Here is a 21,495-nt window from a genome sequence, read left to right as displayed (position 1 = left end):
GCGGACGCGGGGCATCGAGTGAACGGCCTGTTCGCCCAATCTATTCGGACCAACGGTCCGTTCACTCGGTCCACTCGCCCGGGGCCGGGCGGTGCGCGGGTGTGTCGGCCGGTGTGTCAGCAGGGCGCCCGAACTGGTGCACAGGTGCGGTTTCTCCAGGAGTGAACGGACCGTTCGACCAATCTAGTGGGGCGAACAGGCCGTTCACTCGGGTCGGCCCGCGCGGGTCTCCGGGGCAGCGGGCGAAGCGCGTCGTCGGACTATCCACTCCGGACGGCGGCGAGGACGGCTCCGGTGTCGGTGAGGTCCGGCAGCACCACGTGCGCGCCCGCCTCCCGCAGTTCGTCCTCGCCGTTGCGCCCGGAGGCGACGCCGACGGCGACCGCGCCGTGCCGAAGCGCCCCGGCCACATCGCGCGGCGTGTCACCGACCACGACGACGGCCTCCGGAGCGAATTCGCGACCGTGCTTGGTGCCGGCCTTGCGCACCGCCGCGGCGATCAGGTCGTGCCGGTGCACCGAGTCGCTGCCGAATCCGCCGATGTCGAAGTCCACGTGCCGGTGCAGGCCGAAGGCGTCGAGCTTGTGGAACGCCACTTCCGGCAGGTTGCCGGTGACCAGGCCCTGCAGCACGCCCGGAGTCTCGTCCAGCGCGGCCAGCGCCCGCGCCGCGCCGGGCATCGCGTTGCCGCGCAGCGACAACCCGTCCCGGTCGGCCGCCACGGCGGTGTTCAACGCGGTGAACATCGCATCGACGGTGTCCGCGGCCGCCTCGACGTCGTGCGCGGCCAGCACTTCGCCGGTGATCGCCAGCTCGGTCTTGCCGGCCATGTCCGGCACGTGCCGCAGACCGAGCCCGGTGACCTCGGCCAGCGCCCGGCGGTACCAGTCGGTGCCGATGCCGCGCGCGTCGATCAGCGTCAGGTCCACGTCCCAGAGCACCAGCCGGCCGGTCATGCGCACATCCTGGCAGCCGGCGCCGTCCGGATGATCAAGATGTGATCGATCTCCGGGACCGTCCCGGCCGCGCCGCGGCATCGGCTCAACCGGCCAGGAAGCTGAACCGCACGCGGCGCACCGGGTTGTCCGCGTTCGTGTCCACCAGGCACACCGACTGCCACGTGCCCAGCGCGAGCCGCCCGCCCAGCACCGGGATCGTCGCGTACGGCGGCACCAGCGCGGGCAGCACGTGATCGCGCCCGTGGCCCGGGGAACCGTGCCGGTGCCGCCACCGGTCGTCGGCGGGCAGCAGCTCGCGCAGCTGCGCGAGCAGATCTTCGTCGCTGCCCGCGCCGGTCTCCAGCACCGCCAGCCCCGCGGTGGCGTGCGGTACCCAAACGTTGAGCAGCCCGTCGCCGGCGCCCGCGGAACGCAGGAAGCGCTCGACCTCGCCGCTGAGATCCTGCACGACCTCGGTGGAACCGGTCCGGATTTCGACTTCCGTGCTCTCCATACCCCCACGGTAGGACCGGAGGAACTCGCCAGTGCTCCGGTAGCGGGTTCCGGAAAACCACCTGGCGCTCGCGGCTGTCGATCGACGACGATGCGGGTATGCGTTCCGCGTTCGGCATGACCTTCGAGGTTCCCGGCGGCTACCTCAACACCCCGTCCATCGGCGTCCCGCCGACCGAGGCCGTCACCGCCATGAACGAAGCGGTGGCCAAGTGGGGCCGGGGCGGTGACGCACCCGGCGACTTCGACGGGTACATCGAGCGGACGCGCGAGCTGTACGCGCACTTCGCCGGAGTTCCTGCGGAGCGGGTAACGGCAGGCAACTCGCTGTCCGGGCTCGTCGCGCTGGTCGCCGCGAGCCTGCCCGACGACGCTCGGGTGCTGGTCGCCGATGGCGACTTCACCAGCGTCGTCTTCCCGTTCGCCGCGCACGCCGACCGCGGGGTCACCGTCACCGAAGCGGAGCTGAGCGCGCTGCCCGAACTCGCCGCCGGATACGACCTCGTCGCGGTCAGCGTCGTGCAGTCCGCCGATGGCCGGATCGTCGACCTCGACGCGCTGCGCGAAGCCACCGCCGGCATCCCGACCCGGGTGCTGCTGGACACCACGCAGGCCGCCGGATGGCTGCCGCTGCAGCTGGAGTGGGCCGACTACGTGGCGGGTGCCTGCTACAAGTGGCTGCTGTCCCCGCGCGGAGCGGCCTGGATGGCGGTGCGGCCGGACATCCGGCTGCGGCCGATCTACGCCAACTGGTTCTCGGGCACGCCCGACGAGGACACCAACTACGGGCTGCCGCTGCGGCTGGCCGACGGGGCTCGCGGGCTGGACCAATCACCGGTCTGGTTGCAGCAGGTCGGCGCGGAAGCGGCGATGCGCGAACTCGCGAAGGCCGATCTGGAGCAGGTGCGGCGGCACTGCGTGGGTCTCGCCGACGAGCTGCGAGCGCAGCTCGGGATGCCGCCCGGCGGGTCCGCGATCGTCGGCGTGCCCGGTGCCGAAGCCGGGGACCGGCTCACCGCCGCGGGAGTGGTGAGCTCGCCGCGCGCGGGCAAGGCGCGGGTCGGGTTCCACCTCTACAACACCGCCGACGATCTCGATCGAGTGATCTTCGCGCTGCGTGCCTGAGCTGCCCGAACGTCATCGCTGCACACGTGCTGTTCTGCGATCGATCGGCAACCGCTACCGTAGGTGCTCGTGCCGGATCCCCAAGGTGCGCCCGAAGAGATGAATGACTCGCAGCAGACTCCGCGCGGCGACACAGCGCCACTGCAGCGCGACAACTCCCGGGTGAACCACGAGCAGCGCGCGGCGACAGCCGCCGACTTCGCCCCCGAAAACACCTCCGGTGCGCCCGGGGACGCGACCCGGCCCGCGTTCCAGCAGCCGTCCGCCCGCGACGAACAGTCGCAGCACGGGCAGTCGCAGCACGGGCAGCACGGCAACGGCCCGGACAACCAGCACAGCGGCTGGGGCGGCGGGAACCAGCAGTGGAACGGGACCGCGCACCAGCCGCAGCAGCAGCCGACCCAGGCGTACTCGGCGCATCCGTACCAGCAGCCCTATGCGGCGCAGGGTTATTGGCCGCAGTCGAATCCCGGTGGTGCCTACGCCGGGGCGAACCAGTACCCCGCCCAGCACCCCGGAGCGGCCCAGCAGCCCGGAACCGCTCAGCACCCCGGAACCGCCCAGCATCCCGGAACCGCTCAGCATCCCGGAACCGCTCAGCACCCGGGAATGGCCCAGCAGCCGGGGCCGCAGTACCCGGGAACGGCCCAGCAAGCCGCTCCGGCCCAGCAGGCCGCCCCTGTTCAGCGCGCCCACCCCTCCACCAGCAGGCAGGCCCCGGCCGAGCCGAACCCGGCGAGCGGGAACGGCGGCACCAAGATCACCCCGTCCGGCTGGTTGCTGCGCGGGCTCGTGCTGTTCGGCGTCTCGCTGCTGTCCGGACTGGTGTGGCTGTTGGTCAAACCCTCCGACCCGGCCGATGACCAGGCCCAGGGACCGCAGCCGCCGCAGGGGAAGTTCCAGTTCCACCCCGAACTGCGGGAAGAGGGCTTCCGCGGCTGCGCGAACGTCTCCACCGAGCAGATCAAGGCATATTTCCAGCAGCACCAGTGCGAGCACCTCACCAGGGCGCTGTACTCCACCACGCTGCCCGGCGGGCAGCGGGCACTGACGTCCGTGGTGACCGTCCGGATGCCCGACGCCGCTTCCGCCGCGCAGCTGAATTCGCTGGTGTCGACCGACAGCACCGGCAACGTGATGGACCTCGTCTCCGCCGGGCGGGACCTGCCCGACGACTTCCCGAAGCTCAGCCAGGACGTCGGCTACTACTCCGAGCAGCAGGACCGCCTCGTCGTGGTCGGTGAGTCCGGCTACTTCGGCAAACCGGCCACTTTCGAGGACGCCCGGCTCTCCGAGGTCACCCGGGACGCGCTGCGGCTCGGCTGGCCGCAGGACAGCACCGGGAGCTGACCCCGCGGGGCAACGGGAGCTCGCTCGGGGATCAAGGCTGCCCGGGGAACGCCTTCGCCGCCGGTTCCTCGCCGATGGTGATCCGCCAGCGGGTCGCCCGGCTCGCCGCGGTGGTAAGCGCGTCCAGCGCCAGCTGCCGCACCGCGGGGTCGCCGCTGTCCGGTTCGGTGCGTTCCAGCACCGCCCGCCAGCCGACCGCGCATTCCTGCTCCGCCAGGGCCAGCACCCGGATCGCCGAGTTCTCGTCGGTGACCTGCTGCGGCAGCTCGTAGGCGGGCGCGGCCACCGCCGGTGCCGAGCCCGCGGCCCGGATCAGCCGCTCCGCGTCGTCCCGGTGCCGCTCGTGCAGCTCGGTGGCCTGCTGCACCGCCGAGCTGACCGCGGACTGCTCGGCGAACGCCGTCGCCAGCCCGTAGGTCCACACCGCGGCGTGCTCCGCCTGCAAGGCGGTGCGCAGCGCCTGGGCCGCTTGTTCGGGCAGCTCGCTGCTCATGCCAGCACCTCCGTCAGGCCCGCGCAGCCTGCCGAGACCGAGCCGGTCAGCCCGGCGCGGTAGCCGGGCAACCGCGGGCAAGCCTTCGCGGCCTCCTGCTGCCCGACGGCCAGCGATCGCCGCAACGCCTCCTTGGCCGCAGCGGACGAACCGGGTACCTGCGGTGCGGAAGCGCCCCGCCGTTTCGGGCGGTCCGGGTCCGGCGGGTCCAGCCGGTCGATCTCTTTCTCCAGGGCTCGCGCGTGCTCACCGCGCATGGCGGCGACCGCACCCGCCTGCCCGGCCAGTTCCGCGTGCGCCCGCGCGATGCCCTGCGCGAGCGCGGCGTCCGAACGGGCCGAGGCGGCCAGCGGCTCCAGCGGATCCGGCGCGTCCTGCCCGCTCCCGCAGGCGGTGGTCAGCGCGCTCACCGCGGCCGCGGCGGGCAGCGCGGCGAGCAGGCGCAGCACATCGCGGCGACCGGTGCACGCGGCCCCGGTGGGGCGGTGGTTGCTGAAGGGGGCTCGCACGCTGATCCATCCTGCCAGGCAGCCCTGCGGCGGCCGCGTTCGCCCGGCGCCCGCCCATGCCGCGCTGAGCGGCGGACCGACGAGATAAGCTGGACGACCGCGGCCCGTGCGCCGAGCTCGAGTGCCGCGAGCCCGGCCGAGCGCGGGCCCGTATCGGCCCACCGGGTGCCACGACGGAATCGGCCGGAGCCGCGCGGCGGATCCGCCCCGAACGGAGCCGCCCCGCCGGGAAGCTCCGGCACGGAGTCCGGCCGCGGAGATCCGGCCGCCGACCACCCAGCCCCCGACCGCCCAGCCCACCGACCACGACCCGCCGAACCCCCCGAACCTAGGAGTGCCAACGTGTCCAGCCCGCCGCGCGATGAACTCGTCGCGCTGCTGGAGCCCGTCGTCGCCGACGCCGTCTCCGCCGCCGGCTACGACCTGGAGGAGCTCGACGTGCAGCAGGCGGGCAGACGCCGCCTGGTGAAAGTCGTCGTGGACTCCGACGAAGGGGTCGGTCTCGACGAGATATCCCAGCTCAGCCATGCCGTGTCGACCGCGCTGGACGCGCACGAGCACGTGCTGGCAGGTGCTTACACGCTGGAGGTGACCTCACCCGGCACCGACCGCCCGCTGACCCGGCCGCGGCACTGGCGCCGCGCCCGGCACCGGCTGGCCAAGATCCGGCTGACCGACGGCACCGAGCTCACCGCCCGCGTCGGCGCGGCGGGCGAGCAGGACGTGCAGGTCCTCGAGCGCAAGCAGGTGCGCACGCTCGCCTACCGGGACGTCGCGCGGGCGGTGGTCGAGGTGGAGTTCCAGCAGCCGCCGGCGCAGGAACTGGTCCAGCTCAAGCGGGCGGCGGGCGGCCGGGAAGATGCCGACGAGGACAACGCCGAGCAGGCCGACGGCGACCGGACGAATGCAGAGGAGTCGAGGTGAACGTCGACATCGCCGCGCTGCGGGCGATCGAACGCGACAAGGACATTCCGTTCGAGACCGTCCTGGAAGCGATCGAATCAGCGCTGCTGACGGCATACCGCCACACCGAGGGGCACCAGCAGCACGCCCGGGTGGAAGTGGACCGCAAGACCGGCATCGTGCGCGTCATCGCGCACAGCCTGGACGACGAGGGCGGCGTCGCCGAGGAGTGGGACGACACGCCGGAGGGCTTCGGGCGGATCGCGGCGACCACCGCGCGGCAGGTCATCCTGCAGCGGCTGCGCGACGCCGAGCACGAGCGCACCTTCGGCGAGTTCTCCACCAAGGAGGGCGAGATCCTCGGCGGTGTCGTGCAGCGCGACGCCAAGGCCAACTCGCGCGGCATGGTGGTGGTGCAGGTCGGCGACAGCGAAGGCGTCATCCCGGCCGCCGAGCAGGTGCCCGGTGAGCGCTACGAGCACGGGATGCGGGTCAAGTGCTACGTCGTCGGCGTCTCGCGCAGCGCCCGCGGACCGCAGATCACGCTCTCGCGCACCCACCCGAACCTGGTGCGGCGGCTGTTCGCGCTGGAGGTCCCCGAGATCGCCGACGGCACCGTGGAGATCCCCGCGGTGGCCCGCGAGGCCGGGCACCGCTCGAAGATCGCGGTGCGCTCCGCGGTGAGCGGCGTCAACGGCAAGGGCGCCTGCATCGGGCCGATGGGCGCGCGGGTGCGCAACGTGATGAGCGAGCTCGGCGGCGAGAAGATCGACATCATCGACTTCTCCGAGGACCCGGCGACGTTCGTGGGCAACGCGCTGTCCCCGGCGAAAGTGGTCTCGGTCGAGGTCGTCGACGAGCGGGCGAAGACCGCGCGGGTGGTCGTGCCGGACTTCCAGCTGTCCCTGGCGATCGGCAAGGAAGGCCAGAACGCGCGGCTCGCGGCCCGGCTCACCGGCTGGCGCATCGACATCCGCAGCGACGCCGACCCGTCCTCGCCGACGACCACGGCGGGGCATCCGCACGCAACGGCACCGAGCGAGCACGTCCAGCAAGGGGTCGGTGACCTGCCCGCGGTCGGTTCCGCGGAGTGAGTGCGGCGGCGCGACCGGGAAGCCGGCCGGTCGCGCCGGGCGAGGAACAACCACTGGCGGGCACGGGTTAGAATCATTGGTGGCTCGACGCGAGGGAGCGAGAATCCGCACACGTTCGCCCGGTGATCACGGCTGTGGCCGTGCGCAAGGACCGGTTCGCACCTGTGTGGGGTGTCGTACCCGGACGTCGGCCGCCGAGCTGCTGCGAGTGGTGGCCGGGAGTGGTGCGGCAGAGTTCGCCGCCGAGCCCGATCCGCGAAAGCGGAAACCGGGCCGGGGCGCATGGCTGCACTCCGATCCCCGTTGCCTTCGGCTCGCCGAGCGCCGTCGAGCGTTCCCCCGGGCACTGCGCGTGCCGGGGCCGCTGGACCTCTCGGCCGTGCGGGCGCACCTGGATTCCGCGGATTCCGGGACACCACCGGACGGCAGTTCATCCCCAGACCGACGCGGGACCCTCCCGCGCGGACGCAGTTGAAGGAAGCAGGTCGACCCGTCATGAATCAGCCGTGAAGCTGAAGCCATGAACGCGCATCGGCGATAGGACGAGGTCGTGCGGGACTGCCGCCCGGCCTCACCAGATGAGGAGAGCAGTGGCAGGCAAGGCCCGCGTGCACGAGCTCGCTAAAGAGCTCGGTGTGACGAGCAAAGACGTTCTCAACAAGCTCGCCGAACAGGGCGAGTACGTGAAGTCCGCGTCCTCCACCGTGGAAGCCCCGGTGGCGCGTCGGCTTCGCGATGCTTACCCGAAGGCAGGCAAATCCAACGGTCGCGGTGGCGGCAAGCCCGCATCGCCGCCCAAGTCCGACGATGCGGCCGCGTCCGCAGGGTCGGCTGGGCAGGCCGCGCCCAAACCCGGTCCGAAGCCCGGCCCCCGCCCGCAGCAGGCCCCGTCCGACGGCGGCCAGGGCGGCGAGCAGGCGGCTCCGGCAGGCGGCGAAGAGCGTTCCAGCGCGCCCAAGCCCGGCCCGCGGCCCGGTCCGCGCCCGGGTCCGAAGGCGCCGGCGCCGAAGCCCGCCGAGCAGGAACCCGCCGCGCAGGCACCTGCCGCGCAGGGACCTGCGGAACAGCAGGCACCGGCCGAGCAGGCGCCCGCGGCGAAGGCGGACTCCCAGTCCAGCGGTCCGCAGGGCGGCTCCGCGGACACCGCGCAGCGCCCGGCGGCGCCGAAGCCCGGTCCGAAGCCCGGTCCGAAGCCCGGCCCGCGTCCGGAATCCAAGCCGCAGGGCGGCGACGGCGAGGGCACCGTGCCGCCGAAGCCGCAGGGCGGCAAGCCCAAGCCCGGCCCGCGCTCGCCGCGCGTCGGCAACAACCCGTTCGGCGTCGGCAGCGGTGCGCCCGCGCAGCGCCCGCCCAAGCAGGGCGGTGGCGGCCAGCGCCAAGGCGGCGGCCAGGGCGGTCCCGGCCGCGGCGGCCAGGGGCAGCGCCCGGACCGCGGTGGTCAGGGCGGCGCAGGCACCGCTCCCGCGGGCGGCCAGCAGGCCCCGCGCGGTGGCGGCGGCGGTGAGAGCGGCGGCGGCTCGCGCCCGAACCCGGGCATGATGCCGCCTCGGCCGAACCCCGGCATGATGCCGTCCCGCCCGGCCCGCTCCGGCAGCGGTTCCGGCGGCCCCGGCGGCGGTCGCGGCGGTGGCCGCGGCGGCCCGGGCGGTGGCCGCGGCGGTGGCGCCGGTGCCGGCGGCGGTGGTCGTCCCGGTGGCGGCGGTGGCTTCCGCCCCGGTGGCGGTGGCGGCGGCGGGGGCGGTGCCCCGGCCGGTGGCCCGCCCGGTGGCGGCTTCCGCGGTCGTCCCGGTGGTGGCGGCCGTCCCGGCGGCGGCCGCGGCAGCACCGCGGGTGCTTTCGGTCGTCCCGGTGGTCCGGCGCGTCGCGGCCGCAAGTCGAAGCGGCAGAAGCGCCAGGAGTACATGGACAACATGCAGGCGCCGTCGGTGGGCGGTGTCCGGCTCCCGCGCGGTGGCGGCGAGATCCTGCGCCTGCGCCGCGGTGCTTCGCTGACCGACTTCGCCGAGAAGATCAACGCCAATCCGGCCTCGCTGGTGCAGGCGATGTTCCACCTCGGTGAGATGGTCACCGCCACCCAGTCGGTCTCCGACGAGGTGCTGGAACTGCTCGGCCAGGAGATGAACTACCAGGTCGAGATGGTCAGCCCGGAGGACGAGGACCGGGAACTGCTGGAGTCGTTCGACCTCAGCTTCGGCGACCCGGACAGCTCCGACGAGCAGCTCGCGTCCCGCCCGCCGGTCGTGACCGTGATGGGCCACGTCGACCACGGCAAGACGCGCCTGCTGGACACCGTCCGGAAGGCGAACGTGCAGGCGGGCGAGGCCGGTGGCATCACCCAGCACATCGGCGCCTACCAGGTCGAAACCGAGCTGGAGGGCCAGGAGCGGCCGATCACCTTCATCGACACCCCCGGTCACGAGGCGTTCACCGCCATGCGTGCCCGCGGTGCGAAGTCCACCGACATCGCCGTGCTGGTGATCGCCGCGGACGACGGCGTGATGCCGCAGACCGTGGAAGCGATCAACCACGCGCAGGCGGCGGGCGTGCCGATCGTGGTCGCGGTCAACAAGATCGACGTCGAGGGCGCCAACCCGGACAAGATCCGCCAGCAGCTGACCGAGTACAGCCTGGTCGCCGAGGAGTACGGCGGCGACACGATGTTCGTGGAGATCTCCGCCAAGCAGGGCACCAACATCGAGGGCCTGCTGGAGGCGATCGTGCTCACCGCGGACGCCTCGCTGGACCTGCGGGCGAACCCCGGCATGGAGGCCCAGGGCGTGGCGATCGAGGCGCACCTGGACCGCGGCCGCGGTCCGGTGGCCACGGTGCTGGTGCAGCGCGGCACGCTGCGGGTCGGTGACTCGGTCGTGGCGGGCAACGCGCACGGCCGCGTCCGCCGGATGATCGACGAGCACGACAAGGACGTCACCGAGGCGACGCCGTCCCGGCCGGTGCAGGTCATCGGGTTCACCTCGGTGCCGGGCGCCGGGGACACGTTCTTGGTGGTCGACGAGGACCGGGTGGCCAGGCAGATCGCCGACCGGCGCGGTGCCCGGTTGCGGGAGGCGCAGAACGCGGCTCGGCGCAAGCGGGTCAGCCTGGAAGACCTGGACAAGGTCATCAAGGACACCAAGCAGCTCAACCTGATCATCAAGGGCGACAACTCCGGCACCGTCGAGGCGCTGGAGGAATCGCTCGGCAAGATCGACGTGGGCGAGGAGGTCGAGCTCCGGGTGATCCACCGCGGTGTCGGTGGCATCAACGAGTCCGACATCAACCTGGCCACCGCCGAGGACACCATCGTGCTGGGCTTCAACGTCCGCGCCGAGGGCAAGGCGGCCGAGGCCGCCAACCGCGAGGGCGTGGAGATCCGGTACTACTCGGTGATCTACCGGGCGATCGAGGACATCGAGCAGGCGCTCAAGGGCATGCTCAAGCCGATCTACGAAGAGGTCGAGCTGGGCAGGGCCGAGGTCCGCGACGTGTTCAAGTCGTCCAAGGTCGGCACGATCGCGGGCTGCATGGTCACCGAAGGCATCATGCGCCGCAACGCGAAGGCGCGGTTGCTGCGGGACAGCGTGGTGGTCGCCGAGAACCTCTCGGTGAACTCGCTCAAGCGGTTCAAGGACGACGCCACCGAGGTCCGCGACGGGTTCGAGTGCGGTTTGACCCTCGGGTCGTACTCCGACATCAAGGTCGGCGATTTCATCGAGACCTACGAGATGCGGGAGAAGCCGCGCACCTGATCCGCCACCACCGGGGCCGTCCGCACGGGCGGCCCCGGTGGGTGTCGGCGGCGGTTTCGGCGATGGGGGTGCGTTGTGTACGTCGGTGCGCTGGAACTGGACGTGCTGCTCGGGGACGTCCGGTCGTTGAAGCAGAAGCGCGGCGTGGTGCGGCCGGTCATCGCCGAGCTGCGCAAGAAGTTCGAGGTGGCCGCGGCGGAAGCGGGCGATCAGGACCTGTACCGCCGCGCGCTGCTCGGGGTCAGCGTGGTCTCTGGCGACGCTTCGCACGTGCAGGAAGTGCTGGAGGCGTGTGAACGCCTCGTCGCGGGGCGTCCAGAACTGGAGTTGCTCTCCGCCCGCCACCGAATGCTCGGGCCGGAGGACTAAAGGTTGTACGGACGGCTGCGCGGCTTCGTTGGCAGAACCTAGCGCGGAACACGGCGGCCTCGGCGTGGCGTTGTCGAGGTGGCGCACCTGTTCCCCAGCGCTGGAAGGGAAGTCCGAGGTCCGGGCGGTTCGACCGCGGCGGCCCGGCCAATGCTCGCGCCCGGTGCGCCGGGTGCCGGATCGACGGAGGAGGTGCGCCGTGGCGGATACGGCGCGCGCCCGCAGGCTCGCCAAGCGCATCGCGCAGATCGTGGCCTCGGGACTGGAGTACGAGGTCAAAGACCCCCGGCTGGCGATGGTGACGATCACCGACGCGCGGCTCACGCCGGACCTGCGGGACGCCACGGTCTACTACACGGTGTTCGGCGACGAGGCCGACTACTCGTCCACGGCCGCGGCGCTGGCCAGCGCGACCGGGGTGCTTCGTTCCCGGGTGGGGGCGCAGACCGGGGTGCGGTTCACCCCGACCCTGACGTTCGTGGCCGACACCGTGCCGGACGACGCGCGGCGGCTCGAAGACCTGCTCGACCGGGCCAAGGAGGCCGACGCGGAGGTCGCTCGGCTGGCTTCGGGTGCCGAGCACGCCGGGGAGGCGGACCCTTACCGCCAGCAGCCGGACGACGAGGAGGAAAACGACCGGGAAACTCCCGGTTCCGACTCGGTGACCAGCGCGGACGCGGATGTGCGGCGTCGGCCACACAACGGTTGAACCCATTGGTCCGATCGGGTGCGTTGGGGGTGGCGCCGGGAGCTCGGCGTGTTCGGCGTGGAGGTGAGACCGAGTGAGCGGGCGATCCGGAACCACCTTGGGTAGCGAGGACGACTCGCTGACCGGTGCCGTGCGGCGCGCCGCCCGGCTGGTCGCGGACGCCCCCGACGTCACGCTGTTCGCGCACATCAACCCGGACGCCGATGCGCTGGGCAGCGCGTTGGCGCTGGGCCGGGCGCTGCACGCGCGGGGCGCGGCGGTGCGGGTGTCGTTCGGTTCGCCCGAGGTTCCGCCGCGCTCGCTGCGCGATCTGGACTCCGACGGCCTGGTGGTGCCCGCGAAGCAGGTGCCCGCGGCGCCGCCGCTGCTGGTGGTGTGCGACGCGGGAAGCCTGGAACGGCTCGGTGCGCTGGGCGGCCGGGTCGCGGCCACGATCGCCGCCGGTGGTGAGGTGGTGGTGCTCGACCACCACGCCGGGAACACGATGTTCGGCACCCACCACGTCGTCGACGAGACCGCCGAGGCGACCGCGGTGCTGGTGCTGAAGCTGCTCGACGAGCTCGGGGTGGAGCTGGACCAGCCGATGGCGCGGTGCCTCTACGCCGGGCTGGTCACCGACAGCGGCATGTTCCGCCGCGCGAAGGTCTCGACGCACCTGATGGCGGCGCGGCTGCTGCAGGCCGGGGTGGACCCGTCGGCGACGACGCGCTCGCTGATGGACACGCACCCGTTCGCCTGGCTGCCGATGCTGTCCGGCGTGCTGGACCGGGCGCGGCTGGAGCCCGCCGAGGCGCAGGGCTTGGGCCTGGTGCACGCGGCGGTGACGCTGGCCGATGCAGCACAGGTGCGCAGCGAAGAACTCGACAGCGTGATCGACATCGTGCGGACCGCGGAAGAGGCCGAGGTGGCCGCGGTGCTCAAGGAGGTCGCGCCGGGTCGCTGGTCGGTGTCGCTGCGGGCGGACAGCAGGATCGACGTGGCGCGCGCGGCGAACGCCTGCGGAGGCGGCGGGCATCGGCTCGCCGCCGGGTTCACCACCGGTGGGACCGCGCAGGACGTGCTCGCGCGGCTGCGGGCAGCGTTGCGCGAGGCGCCGCTGCTCTGAGGAGCCCGGTTGCGCAGCGGTGCCGGTCGGGGTCGCTGCTGGAGGCGGCTGCGCCGCTGACCGGACGAACATGCTCGAACGACCCCTGAGCGCCCGCCCCTGCGTCTAGTGGAAACCACCGAGCGGACGGCGCGTTGAGCGCGGTCATGCGGAGCAGGAGCGACCGGGGATGCACAGCTATCAGGAGGACTTGTGAACGAGGTCGCCGAGCGGGTGCCGGTGCGCCGGGTGCTGGGGCTCGCCGTGCCCGCGCTGGGCGTGCTCGCCGCCGAGCCGCTGTACGTGCTGGTCGACACCGCGGTGGTCGGGCACCTGGGCGCGGTGCCGCTGGCGGGACTGGCCCTGGGCGGCACCCTGTTCACCCTGGTCTCCAGCCAGCTGACCTTCCTGTCCTACGGCACCACCGCGCGCACGGCCCGGCTGCACGGCGCCGATCGTCGCGCGGACGCCGTGCAGGAGGGGATGCAGGCCACCTGGCTCGGCATCTCGGTCGGCGTGCTGCTGCTGATGCTCGCGCAGCTGTTCGCGGTGCCGGTCGCGGAGCTGCTGGCCGGTCCCGGCCCGGTCGCCGACGCGGCCGCCCGGTGGCTGCGGGTCGCGCTGCTCGGCGCGCCGCTCGTGCTGATCACCATGGCGGGCAACGGCTGGATGCGCGGGGTGCAGGACACCCGGCGCCCGCTGTACTACGTGCTCGCGGGCAACGGCGTCTCCGCGCTGCTGTGCCCGCTGCTGGTCTATCCGCTGGGCTGGGGCCTGGAAGGTTCGGCGGTGGCGAACCTCGTCGGCCAGTCCATCGCCGCGGCGCTGTTCCTGCGCGCGCTGTTCGCCGAGCGGACCGGGCTGCGGCCGAACCCGGCGACAATGCGCGCCCAGCTGGGCATGGGGCGCGACCTGGTGCTGCGCACGCTGGCCTTCCAAGCCTGCTTCCTGTCGGCGACGTCGGTGGCCGCGCGCACCGGGGCGGGAGCGGCGGCCGCGCACCAGGTGGTGTGGCAGCTGTGGTCGTTCCTGGCGCTGGTGCTGGACTCGTTGGCGATCGCGGCGCAGTCGCTGGTCGGTGCGGCCCTCGGCGGTGGTTCGGCGAGCAGGGCCAAGGGCATCGCCCGCCAGGTCTCCTGGTACGGGCTCGGCTTCGGGGTGCTGCTCGGGACGTTGTTCGCGGTGCTCGCGCCGGTGATCCCGGGGCTGTTCACCACCGACCGGGCGGTGCTGGCGGAGGTTCCGCACGCCTGGTGGTTCTTCGTGCTGCAGCAACCGGTCGCCGGGGTGGTGTTCGCGCTGGACGGGGTGTTCCTCGGCGCGGGCGATGCGCGCTACCTGCGGACCGCCACGCTGATCAGCGCCGCTGCGGGCTATCTGCCGCTGATCTGGCTCTCGCTCGGGTTCGGCTGGGGACTCGCCGGGATCTGGACCGGGCTGAGCCTGTTCATGCTGCTGCGGCTGGGCACGCTGCTGCTGCGGATGCGATCCGGGCGCTGGGCGGTGGTGGGCGCCGAAGTCGCGTGATTCAGGACTGCCAGAACCAGTCGGTATCGCGCACCTGCCGCATCGCTTCCCGCCGCGTCGCCGGGTCCAGGCGTTGCAGGTAGACCACGCCGTCGAGGTGGTCGCACTCGTGCTGCAGGCAGCGCGCCATCAGCCCGCTGCCGGAGACGGTGATCGGCTCGTTGCGCTCGTCGACGCCGCGCACCACGGCGTGCTCGGCGCGTTCGGTCTCGAAGCCGAGCCCGGGCACCGACAAGCAACCTTCCGCACCGTGCTGGCGGGCGTCGGACAGCTCCACGATCTCGGGGTTGAGCAGGTAACCCGGCTCGCCGTCCACGTGGTAGCTGAACGCCCGCAGCGGCACCCCGATCTGCGGTGCCGCGACCCCGGCGTGACCGGGCACGTCGACGGTGTCCAGCAGGTCGCGGATCAGCCCGCGCAGGCCGTCGTCGAACTTCGTCACCGGCTCGGCGACCCCGCGCAGCACCGGGTCTCCGAAGCGGCGGATCTGCCGATACGGCACCGCACCCTCCTCGTCTTGCGCGCCGCTCAGCTTAGGGAGTGTTTCGGGAGGCGTTGCGCAGCGGGCCGCCCTGCAGCCGATTGACCGGCCGAGTCCCGCGAGGCAGGCGGCCGGCGCCGCTCGGGCAACAGCGCCCAGCCCGGGGCCGCTGCCGCACTGCGCGGCGGGTCGGGGAGGATGAGTCGCCGTGTCCGAGCGTTCCCGCACCGCCCGCAACCGCCCAGCCGTACCGCCCGGCCTGCTGATCGTCGACAAGCCGGCGGGCATGACCTCGCACGACGTGGTGTCGCGAGTCCGGCGCATCATGGGCACCCGCAAGGTCGGGCACGCGGGCACGCTGGACCCGATGGCCACCGGGGTGCTGGTGCTGGGCCTGGAGCGGGCGACCAAGCTGCTCGGGCATCTCGCGCTGGACACCAAGGCGTACTTGGCGACCATCCGGCTCGGGGTCGCCACCAGCACCGACGACGCCGAGGGCGAGGTGCTCTCCAGCACCGACGCGTCCGGCGTCGCCGAGCAGGCGATCCGGGACGGCATCGCCGAGCTGACCGGCGAGCTGCAGCAGGTGCCCAGCGCGGTCAGCGCGGTCAAGGTCAACGGCAAACGCGCCTACGAACTCGCGCGGGCCGGGCAAGAGGTGGAACTGGACGCCCGCCCGGTGACGGTGTCCCGGTTCGACCTGCTCGCGCTGCGGCCCGAGAGCGACGATCCGGACGCCGGAACGGTGCTCGAACTCGACGTGCTGGTCGAATGCTCCTCCGGCACCTACGTGCGCGCGCTGGCCCGCGACCTGGGGCAGCGCCTCGGCGTAGGCGGGCATCTCGGCCGGTTGCGGCGCAGCCGGGTCGGACCGTTCGGGCTGGCCACCGCCCGCACGCTCGACCAGCTCGAAGCCGAACCCGGCCTGTCCATGGGTTTGGACGAGGCCATCGCCACGGCTTTCACCCGCTACGACACCGACGAGGGCACCGTGCGCGCGCTCGCGCACGGCCAGCAGATCCCGCCGACCGGGCTGGCCGGGACCTGCGGCGTGTTCGGACCGGACGGGCGCGCGGTGGCGCTGGTGCGCGACCAGGGCCGCACGGCACGCCCGGTCCTGGTGCTCACCCCGGCGGGTTGAACCGGGTACCCGGGGCAGGCATTACGCTTGCCAGCCGTGCAGCGTTGGCGCGGTTTGGAGCAGCTTCCCGGCGGCTGGGGCCGGTGCGTGGTGACCATCGGGGTCTTCGACGGAGTGCACCGCGGCCACCAGCAGTTGATCAGCCATGCGGTGCGCACCGCCCGCGAGCGCGGACTCCCGTGCGTGCTGATGACCTTCGACCCGCACCCCGCGGAGGTGGTGCGCCCCGGCAGCCACCCCGCGCAGCTGACCACCCTGCGCCAGCGCGCCGAACTCGCCGAATCGCTCGGAGTGGACGTGTTCTGCGTGCTGCCGTTCACCGCCGAGCTGTCCCGGATGGCCGCGGACGAGTTCGTGCACGAGCTGCTGGTGGAACGGCTGCACGCGGCGCTGGTCGTGGTGGGGGAGAACTTCACCTTCGGGCACCGCGCGGCCGGTGACATCGGGATGCTGCACCAGCTGGGCGAGCGGTTCGGTTTCGAAGTCGCCTCGGACAGCCTGCTCAGCGGCAAGGCCGAGAATTCCGGCGGCGTGGTCGACGCCCCGGTGACGTTCTCCTCGACCTACATCCGCTCCTGCATCGACGCCGGTGACGTGGTGGCCGCCGCCTCCGCACTGGGCCGGTACCACCGGCTGGAGGGGATCGTGGTGCGCGGCGCCGGCCGCGGCGGCAGCGAGCTGGGATTCCCGACCGCGAACCTGTCCAGCCCGGCCTACTCGGCGATCCCCGCCGACGGGGTCTACGCCTGCTGGTTCACCCACCGCCACCGGGGCTCGACCGGGCCCGGCGAGACGTTGCCCGCGGCCGTCTCGGTCGGCAGCAACCCGACCTTCTCCGGGACCGAGCGCACCGTGGAGGCGTTCGTGCTGGACGTGCACACCGACTTCTACGGCGAGCACGTGTCGCTGGACTTCGTGCGGCGGCTGCGCGGGATGGTGCGCTTCGATTCGGCCGACGAGCTGATCGAGCGGATGAACCAGGACGTCGCCGAGACCCGCGAGATCCTCGGCGTCCGGCAGTGAACCGACGATTGAACGAAATTCGCGTTCCACTCCGCGAACGCACGATGACCTGGCAGTATTCAGGACCGGCCGGGCCCGGACTCGCTCCGGGCGCGTCCAGCACGACCGAGGGCACCGGGGGAGCTGAAGTGGCGGAGCACAAGAGCGTCCAGCGCAATCTGGACCTGCAGCGGCAGTGGTACGGGGAGCCGCTGGGGGATCGGGTGCGCCGCCTCGTGGTCGCCTTCCGGACCTCGCAGGCCCAGCTCGCCGAGGTGCTGGGCATCAGCGCCCCGATGCTCAGCCAGGTGATGAGCGGCCGCCGCGCCAAGATCGGCAACCCGTCGGTGCTGGCCAGGCTGGTGATGCTGGAACGCAAGGTGCTCATCCCCGGGGTGACCGCGGGCGAGTCGGAGGCGATCGAGCAGGCGCTGGCCGACGTGCGGGACTCGCACCCGTCGGTCGGCCGCGACACGCTGCCGGTGCCGGGCAACGGTGAACAGGTGGCGTGGCCGGTGCTCCGCGAAGTCGCCAAGCCCAGCGAGCTGGAGCAGGCGGCCGCGCTGATCGACGGGCGCTACCCGGCGCTGGCCGGACTGTTACGCCGGGCCGCGAACGGGGAATCTTGAGGTAGTGCCGGGCGAGTCGGAAGCGGATCGGGCGCCGCGCCTGTTCACGGCGTTGTGGCCGTCGCAGGCCGCGGTCGAGCACCTGGCGGGCGCCGTCTCCGGGCTAGCGGCCGCGCGGGTGGCGGCAGCCTCGGAAGGACTGCGGCGGTTCCGGTTCGTTCCGGCCTCCAAGTGGCACCTGACGCTGCGCTTCCACGGCAGCGCCGAACCCGGGCCGCTGAGCGAACGGCTGGACCGGCGCGTCGCCGGACTCACCGGGCGACCGCACCTGCGGCTGACCGGAGCGGGCGCGTTCCGCAGCGTGCTGTGGGTCGGCGCGGAACCCGCCTCGGGCCGGGACGCGGAGCTGCTGCGGGAGTTGGTGCGGGCAGCAGGCGGCGATCCGGAGGAGTTCCGCGCGCACCTCACCGTGGCCCGCTGGAACGCGGGGCGGCCGAGCGGAGGCCGGCTCACCGGTCTGCTGCGGGCCTACTCCGGCCCGTGGTGGGAGGTCGGCGAGGTCGCGCTGGTGCGCTCCGACCAGGAAGCCGAGGGGTCCGCTTACCGGACGGTGCACCGGGTGCGGCTCGGTGGTCCGGATGCGGAGGGCCGGGATGCCGCAAGTTCGGATGCAGGGCCCTCGGATGCAGGGACCCCGCATGCACCGCGTTCGGATGCCGGGGACCAGGGCTGATGCGCAGGCCCTGATATCCTGCTCGGCGGATTCGGCTGTAGTCCGTGGCGGCCGTATCCGTGGGGACTCTGGGCGCTCGAGAAGTCGGGCAGCCGAGAAGCTGGGCAGCCGAGCTGTTTGGCAGTCGGGAGATGGGCAGCCGGAAGATCACCGAATCGGCGCGGTCCGACATCGTCGGCCGCAATCCGCCGGACGGGATCGGCGGTGCGAAGGCAGTCGCGGAGCAGGCACCGATGCGGGGCACCTGCGACGCCGCGCTCCTTCCGGCCGCTGCCGCCGGGCTCGACCCGGGGATTCCCACCGGTGCCCGCCGCGGTGCCGCACTCCGGTGCCGCCCGGCGACGCACTCCCTGACACGGCACGCGAAACAAGGAGAGTCAACTCGTGGCGCTGTCCACTACCGAGAAGAAGCAGATCCTGAGCGACTACGGCCTGCACGAATCCGACACGGGTTCGGCCGAGGCCCAGGTGGCCCTGCTGACCAACCGGATCTCGGGCCTGACCGAGCACCTCAAGCAGCACAAGCACGACCACCACTCGCGTCGCGGCCTGCTGCTGATGGTCGGTCGTCGCCGCCGGCTGCTGAACTACCTGACCAAGGTGGACATCGGACGGTACCGTTCGTTGATCCAGCGGCTCGGCCTGCGTCGTTGACCCGCCCCGGGGGAGCGTTCCATTGTGGATGCTCCCCCGGTCGCACAACCCAATGAGAGAACGCGGGCACGCGGTTGCCCGCAAATACCCGGGTCCACGCCCACGGCGGGTCAGCTCCGCCGGTCCTCGGTAGTGGCTTCCGCGGGCGGTTTCCGCCCCGGGCGCTTCGATCGATGACCGGCCTCGCCGGAAGACTCACCCGCGCAGTCGTGGACACTTGCGGAAACGAGGAGTTCCACTTGACACAAGCGTCCAACGTCGACGAAGGCGTCTACGAGACGACGGCCGTACTGGACAACGGCGCCTTCGGCACCCGCGAGGTCCGGTTCGAGACGGGCAGGCTGGCCAAGCAGGCCGCGGGCAGCGTCGTGGCCTACCTGGACGACGAGACCATGCTGCTGTCGGCCACCACGGCCTCCAAGCAGCCCAAGGAGAATCTCGACTTCTTCCCGCTGACGGTGGATGTCGAGGAGCGGATGTACGCGGCGGGCCGCATTCCCGGCTCGTTCTTCCGCCGGGAGGGCCGCCCGTCCACCGACGCGATCCTGACCTGCCGGCTGATCGACCGGCCGCTGCGCCCGACCTTCGTGGACAACCTGCGCAACGAGGTGCAGGTCGTGGTCACGGTGATGAGCCTGGACCCGAAGGACCCCTACGACGTGCTCGCGATCAACGGCGCGTCGGCCTCCACCCAGCTTTCCGGCCTGCCGTTCTCCGGCCCGGTCGGCGGCACCCGGATGGCGCTGGTCGACGGGCAGTGGGTCGCGTTCCCGACCTACGAGCAGCTGCAGCGGGCCGTGTTCAACATGGTCGTCGCCGGGCGCATCGTGGGTGACGACGTCGCGATCATGATGGTCGAGGCCGAGTCCACCGAGCACACCGTCGAGCTGGTCGGCAACGGCGCGCAGGCGCCCACCGAGGAGGTCGTGGCCGAGGGGCTGGAGGCGGCGAAGCCGTTCATCCGCACCCTGTGCCAGGCCCAGCAGCAGCTCGCGCAGGCCGCGGGCAAGAGCACCGGGGACTACCCGGTGTTCCCGGCCTACGAGGACGACGTCTACAGCGCCGTCGAGGACGCGATCTCCGGCGACCTGTCGCAGGCGCTGGCCATCGCGGGCAAGCAGGAGCGCGAGAACCGCATCGACGAGGTCAAGCAGGCCGCGCTGGACAAGGTCGGCGTCGCCGAGGAGCAGCCGTTCGCCGGCCGCGAGAAGGAGGTCGGTGCCGCGTTCAAGGCGCTGACCAAGAAGCTGGTGCGGCAGCGCATCATCACCGAGCAGGTCCGCATCGACGGCCGCGGCCTGACCGACATCCGCAGCCTCTCCGCCGAGGTCGGCGTGATCCCGCGGACGCACGGTTCGGCGCTGTTCGAGCGCGGCGAGACCCAGATCCTGGGCGTGTCCACGCTGAACATGCTGCGCATGGAGCAGACCATCGACAGCCTCGGCCCGGACACGGCCAAGCGCTACATGCACCACTACAACTTCCCGCCCTACTCGACCGGGGAGACCGGCCGGGTCGGCAGCCCGAAGCGCCGCGAGATCGGCCACGGTGCGCTGGCCGAGCGGGCGCTGCTGCCGGTGCTGCCCTCCCGCGAGGAGTTCCCGTACGCGCTGCGGCAGGTCTCCGAGGCGCTGGGCTCGAACGGGTCGACCTCGATGGGCTCGGTGTGCGCCTCCACGCTGTCGCTGCTCAACGCCGGTGTGCCGCTGAAGGCGCCGGTCGCGGGCATCGCGATGGGCCTGGTCTCGGACGTGGTGGACGGCAAGACGCACTACGTCGCGCTGACCGACATCCTCGGCGCCGAGGACGCCTTCGGCGACATGGACTTCAAGGTCGCGGGCACCAAGGACTTCGTGACCGCGCTGCAGCTGGACACCAAGCTGGACGGCATCCCGTCCGAGGTGCTGGCGCAGGCCCTGGGCCAGGCTCGGGACGCGCGCTTCACCATCCTCGGCGTGATGGCCGAGGCGATCGGCACGCCGGACGAGATGAGCCCGCACGCGCCGCGGGTCACCTCGATCTCCATCCCGGTGGACAAGATCGGTGAGGTGATCGGGCCGAAGGGCAAGATGATCAACACGATCACCGAGGAGACCGGCGCCGAGATCACCATCGAGGACGACGGCACGATCTACGTGGGCGCCGCCGACGGCCCGTCCGCGGAGGCCGCCATCGACAAGATCAACGGCATCGCGAACCCGCAGCTGCCGAAGGTGGGCGAGCGGTTCCTGGGCACCGTGGTCAAGACCGCGGCCTTCGGCGCGTTCGTCTCGCTGCTGCCCGGCAAGGACGGGCTGGTGCACATCTCCAAGCTGGGCAACGGCAAGCGCATCGGCAAGGTCGAGGACGTGGTCAACGTCGGCGACAAGCTGCGCGTGGAGATCGCCGACATCGACAACCGCGGCAAGATCAGCCTGATCGTCGTGGACGAGGACGGCGAGTCCGGCGAGGCCGGCGGATCGGACGAGGGATCGGGCGAGTCGGCTGAGTCCGGCGAGCAGGCCCCGGCCGAGGAAGCCGGAGCCACCGCCGAATGATCCGTCGCGGACGCCGCA

At 72.3% G+C, this 21,495-nt stretch carries 21 protein-coding genes; 16 read left to right on the top strand and 5 right to left on the bottom strand.

All coding sequences use genetic code 11. The annotated features are described in order from the left end of the window. Positions 1–260: 260 nt before the first annotated feature. Positions 261–956: an HAD family hydrolase gene (locus INP57_RS11255; protein WP_200070090.1), complete on the bottom strand. Its 696-nt coding sequence runs from the start codon at positions 954–956 to the stop codon at positions 261–263. A gap of 85 nt (positions 957–1,041) precedes the next feature. Beyond that, positions 1,042–1,452: a secondary thiamine-phosphate synthase enzyme YjbQ gene (locus INP57_RS11250; protein ID WP_200070089.1), complete on the bottom strand. Its 411-nt coding sequence runs from the start codon at positions 1,450–1,452 to the stop codon at positions 1,042–1,044. 98 nt (positions 1,453–1,550) lie between these two features. Here INP57_RS11250 and INP57_RS11245 point away from each other — a divergent pair, with 98 nt between their 5' ends. Both INP57_RS11245 and INP57_RS11240 read left to right on the top strand, forming a co-directional pair. Then, entirely contained in the window at positions 1,551–2,576 is a 1,026-nt protein-coding gene (locus INP57_RS11245; RefSeq protein ID WP_200070088.1) for an aminotransferase class V-fold PLP-dependent enzyme, read from the top strand. Between the two features lie 99 nt (positions 2,577–2,675). Beyond that, positions 2,676–3,926, top strand: coding sequence for a hypothetical protein (locus INP57_RS11240; RefSeq protein ID WP_200070087.1), 1,251 nt, complete (start codon positions 2,676–2,678; stop codon positions 3,924–3,926). A gap of 31 nt (positions 3,927–3,957) precedes the next feature. Here INP57_RS11240 and INP57_RS11235 read toward each other — a convergent pair whose 3' ends face one another. Together INP57_RS11235 and INP57_RS11230 are read right to left on the bottom strand one after the other, a co-directional pair. Beyond that, positions 3,958–4,419 (bottom strand): ferritin-like domain-containing protein, encoded by a 462-nt coding sequence (locus tag INP57_RS11235; RefSeq protein WP_200070086.1) that lies wholly within the window; start codon positions 4,417–4,419, stop codon positions 3,958–3,960. Next, the gene (locus tag INP57_RS11230; RefSeq protein WP_307850018.1) at positions 4,416–4,928 is read right to left on the bottom strand and encodes a hypothetical protein; all 513 of its coding nucleotides are present in this window, start codon (positions 4,926–4,928) and stop codon (positions 4,416–4,418) included. The genes INP57_RS11235 and INP57_RS11230 overlap by 4 nt, the downstream gene beginning before the upstream one ends. Before the next feature lie 342 nt (positions 4,929–5,270). Between INP57_RS11230 and rimP the strand changes: the two genes are divergently transcribed. From rimP to INP57_RS11190, 8 genes are all read left to right on the top strand, one after another. Beyond that, positions 5,271–5,852, top strand: a complete 582-nt coding sequence (gene rimP, locus INP57_RS11225) for a ribosome maturation factor RimP (RefSeq protein WP_200070085.1) — start codon at positions 5,271–5,273, stop codon at positions 5,850–5,852. Further along, the gene (nusA, locus tag INP57_RS11220) at positions 5,849–6,925 is read left to right on the top strand and encodes a transcription termination factor NusA (protein ID WP_295143168.1); all 1,077 of its coding nucleotides are present in this window, start codon (positions 5,849–5,851) and stop codon (positions 6,923–6,925) included. Before rimP ends, nusA begins: the two co-directional genes overlap by 4 nt. Further along, a complete protein-coding gene (locus INP57_RS11215; RefSeq protein ID WP_307850017.1) occupies positions 6,894–7,400 on the top strand; it encodes a YlxR family protein in 507 nt (168 codons plus the stop codon). The genes nusA and INP57_RS11215 overlap by 32 nt, the downstream gene beginning before the upstream one ends. Before the next feature lie 115 nt (positions 7,401–7,515). Then, positions 7,516–10,671 carry a translation initiation factor IF-2 gene (gene infB / locus INP57_RS30005; protein ID WP_200070084.1) on the top strand — a complete coding sequence of 1,052 codons (3,156 nt, stop codon included), beginning with the start codon at positions 7,516–7,518 and terminating at the stop codon, positions 10,669–10,671. 75 nt (positions 10,672–10,746) lie between these two features. After that, positions 10,747–11,040: a DUF503 domain-containing protein gene (locus tag INP57_RS11205; RefSeq protein WP_200070083.1), complete on the top strand. Its 294-nt coding sequence runs from the start codon at positions 10,747–10,749 to the stop codon at positions 11,038–11,040. Between the two features lie 199 nt (positions 11,041–11,239). After that, positions 11,240–11,749 (top strand): 30S ribosome-binding factor RbfA, encoded by a 510-nt coding sequence (gene rbfA, locus INP57_RS11200; RefSeq protein WP_200070082.1) that lies wholly within the window; start codon positions 11,240–11,242, stop codon positions 11,747–11,749. Positions 11,750–11,822: 73 nt separating this feature from the next. After that, complete coding sequence (locus INP57_RS11195; protein ID WP_374220937.1) at positions 11,823–12,854, top strand: DHH family phosphoesterase; 1,032 nt, start codon at positions 11,823–11,825, stop codon at positions 12,852–12,854. Between the two features lie 192 nt (positions 12,855–13,046). Continuing rightward, positions 13,047–14,360 (top strand): MATE family efflux transporter, encoded by a 1,314-nt coding sequence (locus INP57_RS11190; protein WP_200070081.1) that lies wholly within the window; start codon positions 13,047–13,049, stop codon positions 14,358–14,360. Between the two features lies 1 nt (position 14,361). Here the strand turns inward: INP57_RS11190 and def are convergent, their stop codons facing one another. Then, positions 14,362–14,862 (bottom strand): peptide deformylase, encoded by a 501-nt coding sequence (gene def, locus INP57_RS11185; RefSeq protein ID WP_200070080.1) that lies wholly within the window; start codon positions 14,860–14,862, stop codon positions 14,362–14,364. Between the two features lie 187 nt (positions 14,863–15,049). On the opposite strand from def, the gene truB reads away from it, so the two are divergent. The 6 genes from truB to INP57_RS11155 all read left to right on the top strand — a co-directional run bounded on the left by truB (position 15,050) and on the right by INP57_RS11155 (position 21,477). Next, entirely contained in the window at positions 15,050–15,982 is a 933-nt protein-coding gene (gene truB, locus INP57_RS11180; RefSeq protein ID WP_200070079.1) for a tRNA pseudouridine(55) synthase TruB, read from the top strand. A 36-nt stretch (positions 15,983–16,018) separates the two neighbouring features. Beyond that, entirely contained in the window at positions 16,019–17,005 is a 987-nt protein-coding gene (locus INP57_RS11175; RefSeq protein ID WP_200070078.1) for a bifunctional riboflavin kinase/FAD synthetase, read from the top strand. A 128-nt stretch (positions 17,006–17,133) separates the two neighbouring features. After that, positions 17,134–17,613, top strand: coding sequence for a helix-turn-helix domain-containing protein (locus INP57_RS11170; RefSeq protein WP_200070077.1), 480 nt, complete (start codon positions 17,134–17,136; stop codon positions 17,611–17,613). 4 nt (positions 17,614–17,617) lie between these two features. Beyond that, positions 17,618–18,286, top strand: a complete 669-nt coding sequence (locus INP57_RS11165) for a 2'-5' RNA ligase family protein (protein ID WP_200070076.1) — start codon at positions 17,618–17,620, stop codon at positions 18,284–18,286. A 384-nt stretch (positions 18,287–18,670) separates the two neighbouring features. Further along, positions 18,671–18,940, top strand: a complete 270-nt coding sequence (gene rpsO / locus INP57_RS11160; RefSeq protein ID WP_200070075.1) for a 30S ribosomal protein S15 — start codon at positions 18,671–18,673, stop codon at positions 18,938–18,940. A 173-nt stretch (positions 18,941–19,113) separates the two neighbouring features. Beyond that, entirely contained in the window at positions 19,114–21,477 is a 2,364-nt protein-coding gene (locus tag INP57_RS11155; RefSeq protein WP_200070074.1) for a polyribonucleotide nucleotidyltransferase, read from the top strand. Positions 21,478–21,495: the final 18 nt, after the last annotated feature.

Origin of the sequence: Saccharopolyspora galaxeae (assembly GCF_016526145.1) — a bacterium.
Taxonomy (GTDB): domain Bacteria; phylum Actinomycetota; class Actinomycetes; order Mycobacteriales; family Pseudonocardiaceae; genus Saccharopolyspora_C; species Saccharopolyspora_C galaxeae.
The sequence above is the reverse complement of the archived record's forward strand: the minus strand, read 5'-3'. Positions and strand labels throughout refer to the sequence as shown.

What these genes read in the sequence shown, in the direction of transcription:
- INP57_RS11240 (WP_200070087.1), top strand. Translation starts at nt 2,676, where the DNA reads ATGAATGACTCGCAGCAGACTCCGCGCGGCGACACAGCGCCACTGCAG.
- INP57_RS11250 (WP_200070089.1), bottom strand. Translation starts at nt 1,452, where the DNA reads ATGGAGAGCACGGAAGTCGAAATCCGGACCGGTTCCACCGAGGTCGTG.
- INP57_RS11235 (WP_200070086.1), bottom strand. Translation starts at nt 4,419, where the DNA reads ATGAGCAGCGAGCTGCCCGAACAAGCGGCCCAGGCGCTGCGCACCGCC.
- INP57_RS11155 (WP_200070074.1), top strand. Translation starts at nt 19,114, where the DNA reads ATGACCGGCCTCGCCGGAAGACTCACCCGCGCAGTCGTGGACACTTGC.
- INP57_RS11245 (WP_200070088.1), top strand. Translation starts at nt 1,551, where the DNA reads ATGCGTTCCGCGTTCGGCATGACCTTCGAGGTTCCCGGCGGCTACCTC.
- INP57_RS11255 (WP_200070090.1), bottom strand. Translation starts at nt 956, where the DNA reads ATGACCGGCCGGCTGGTGCTCTGGGACGTGGACCTGACGCTGATCGAC.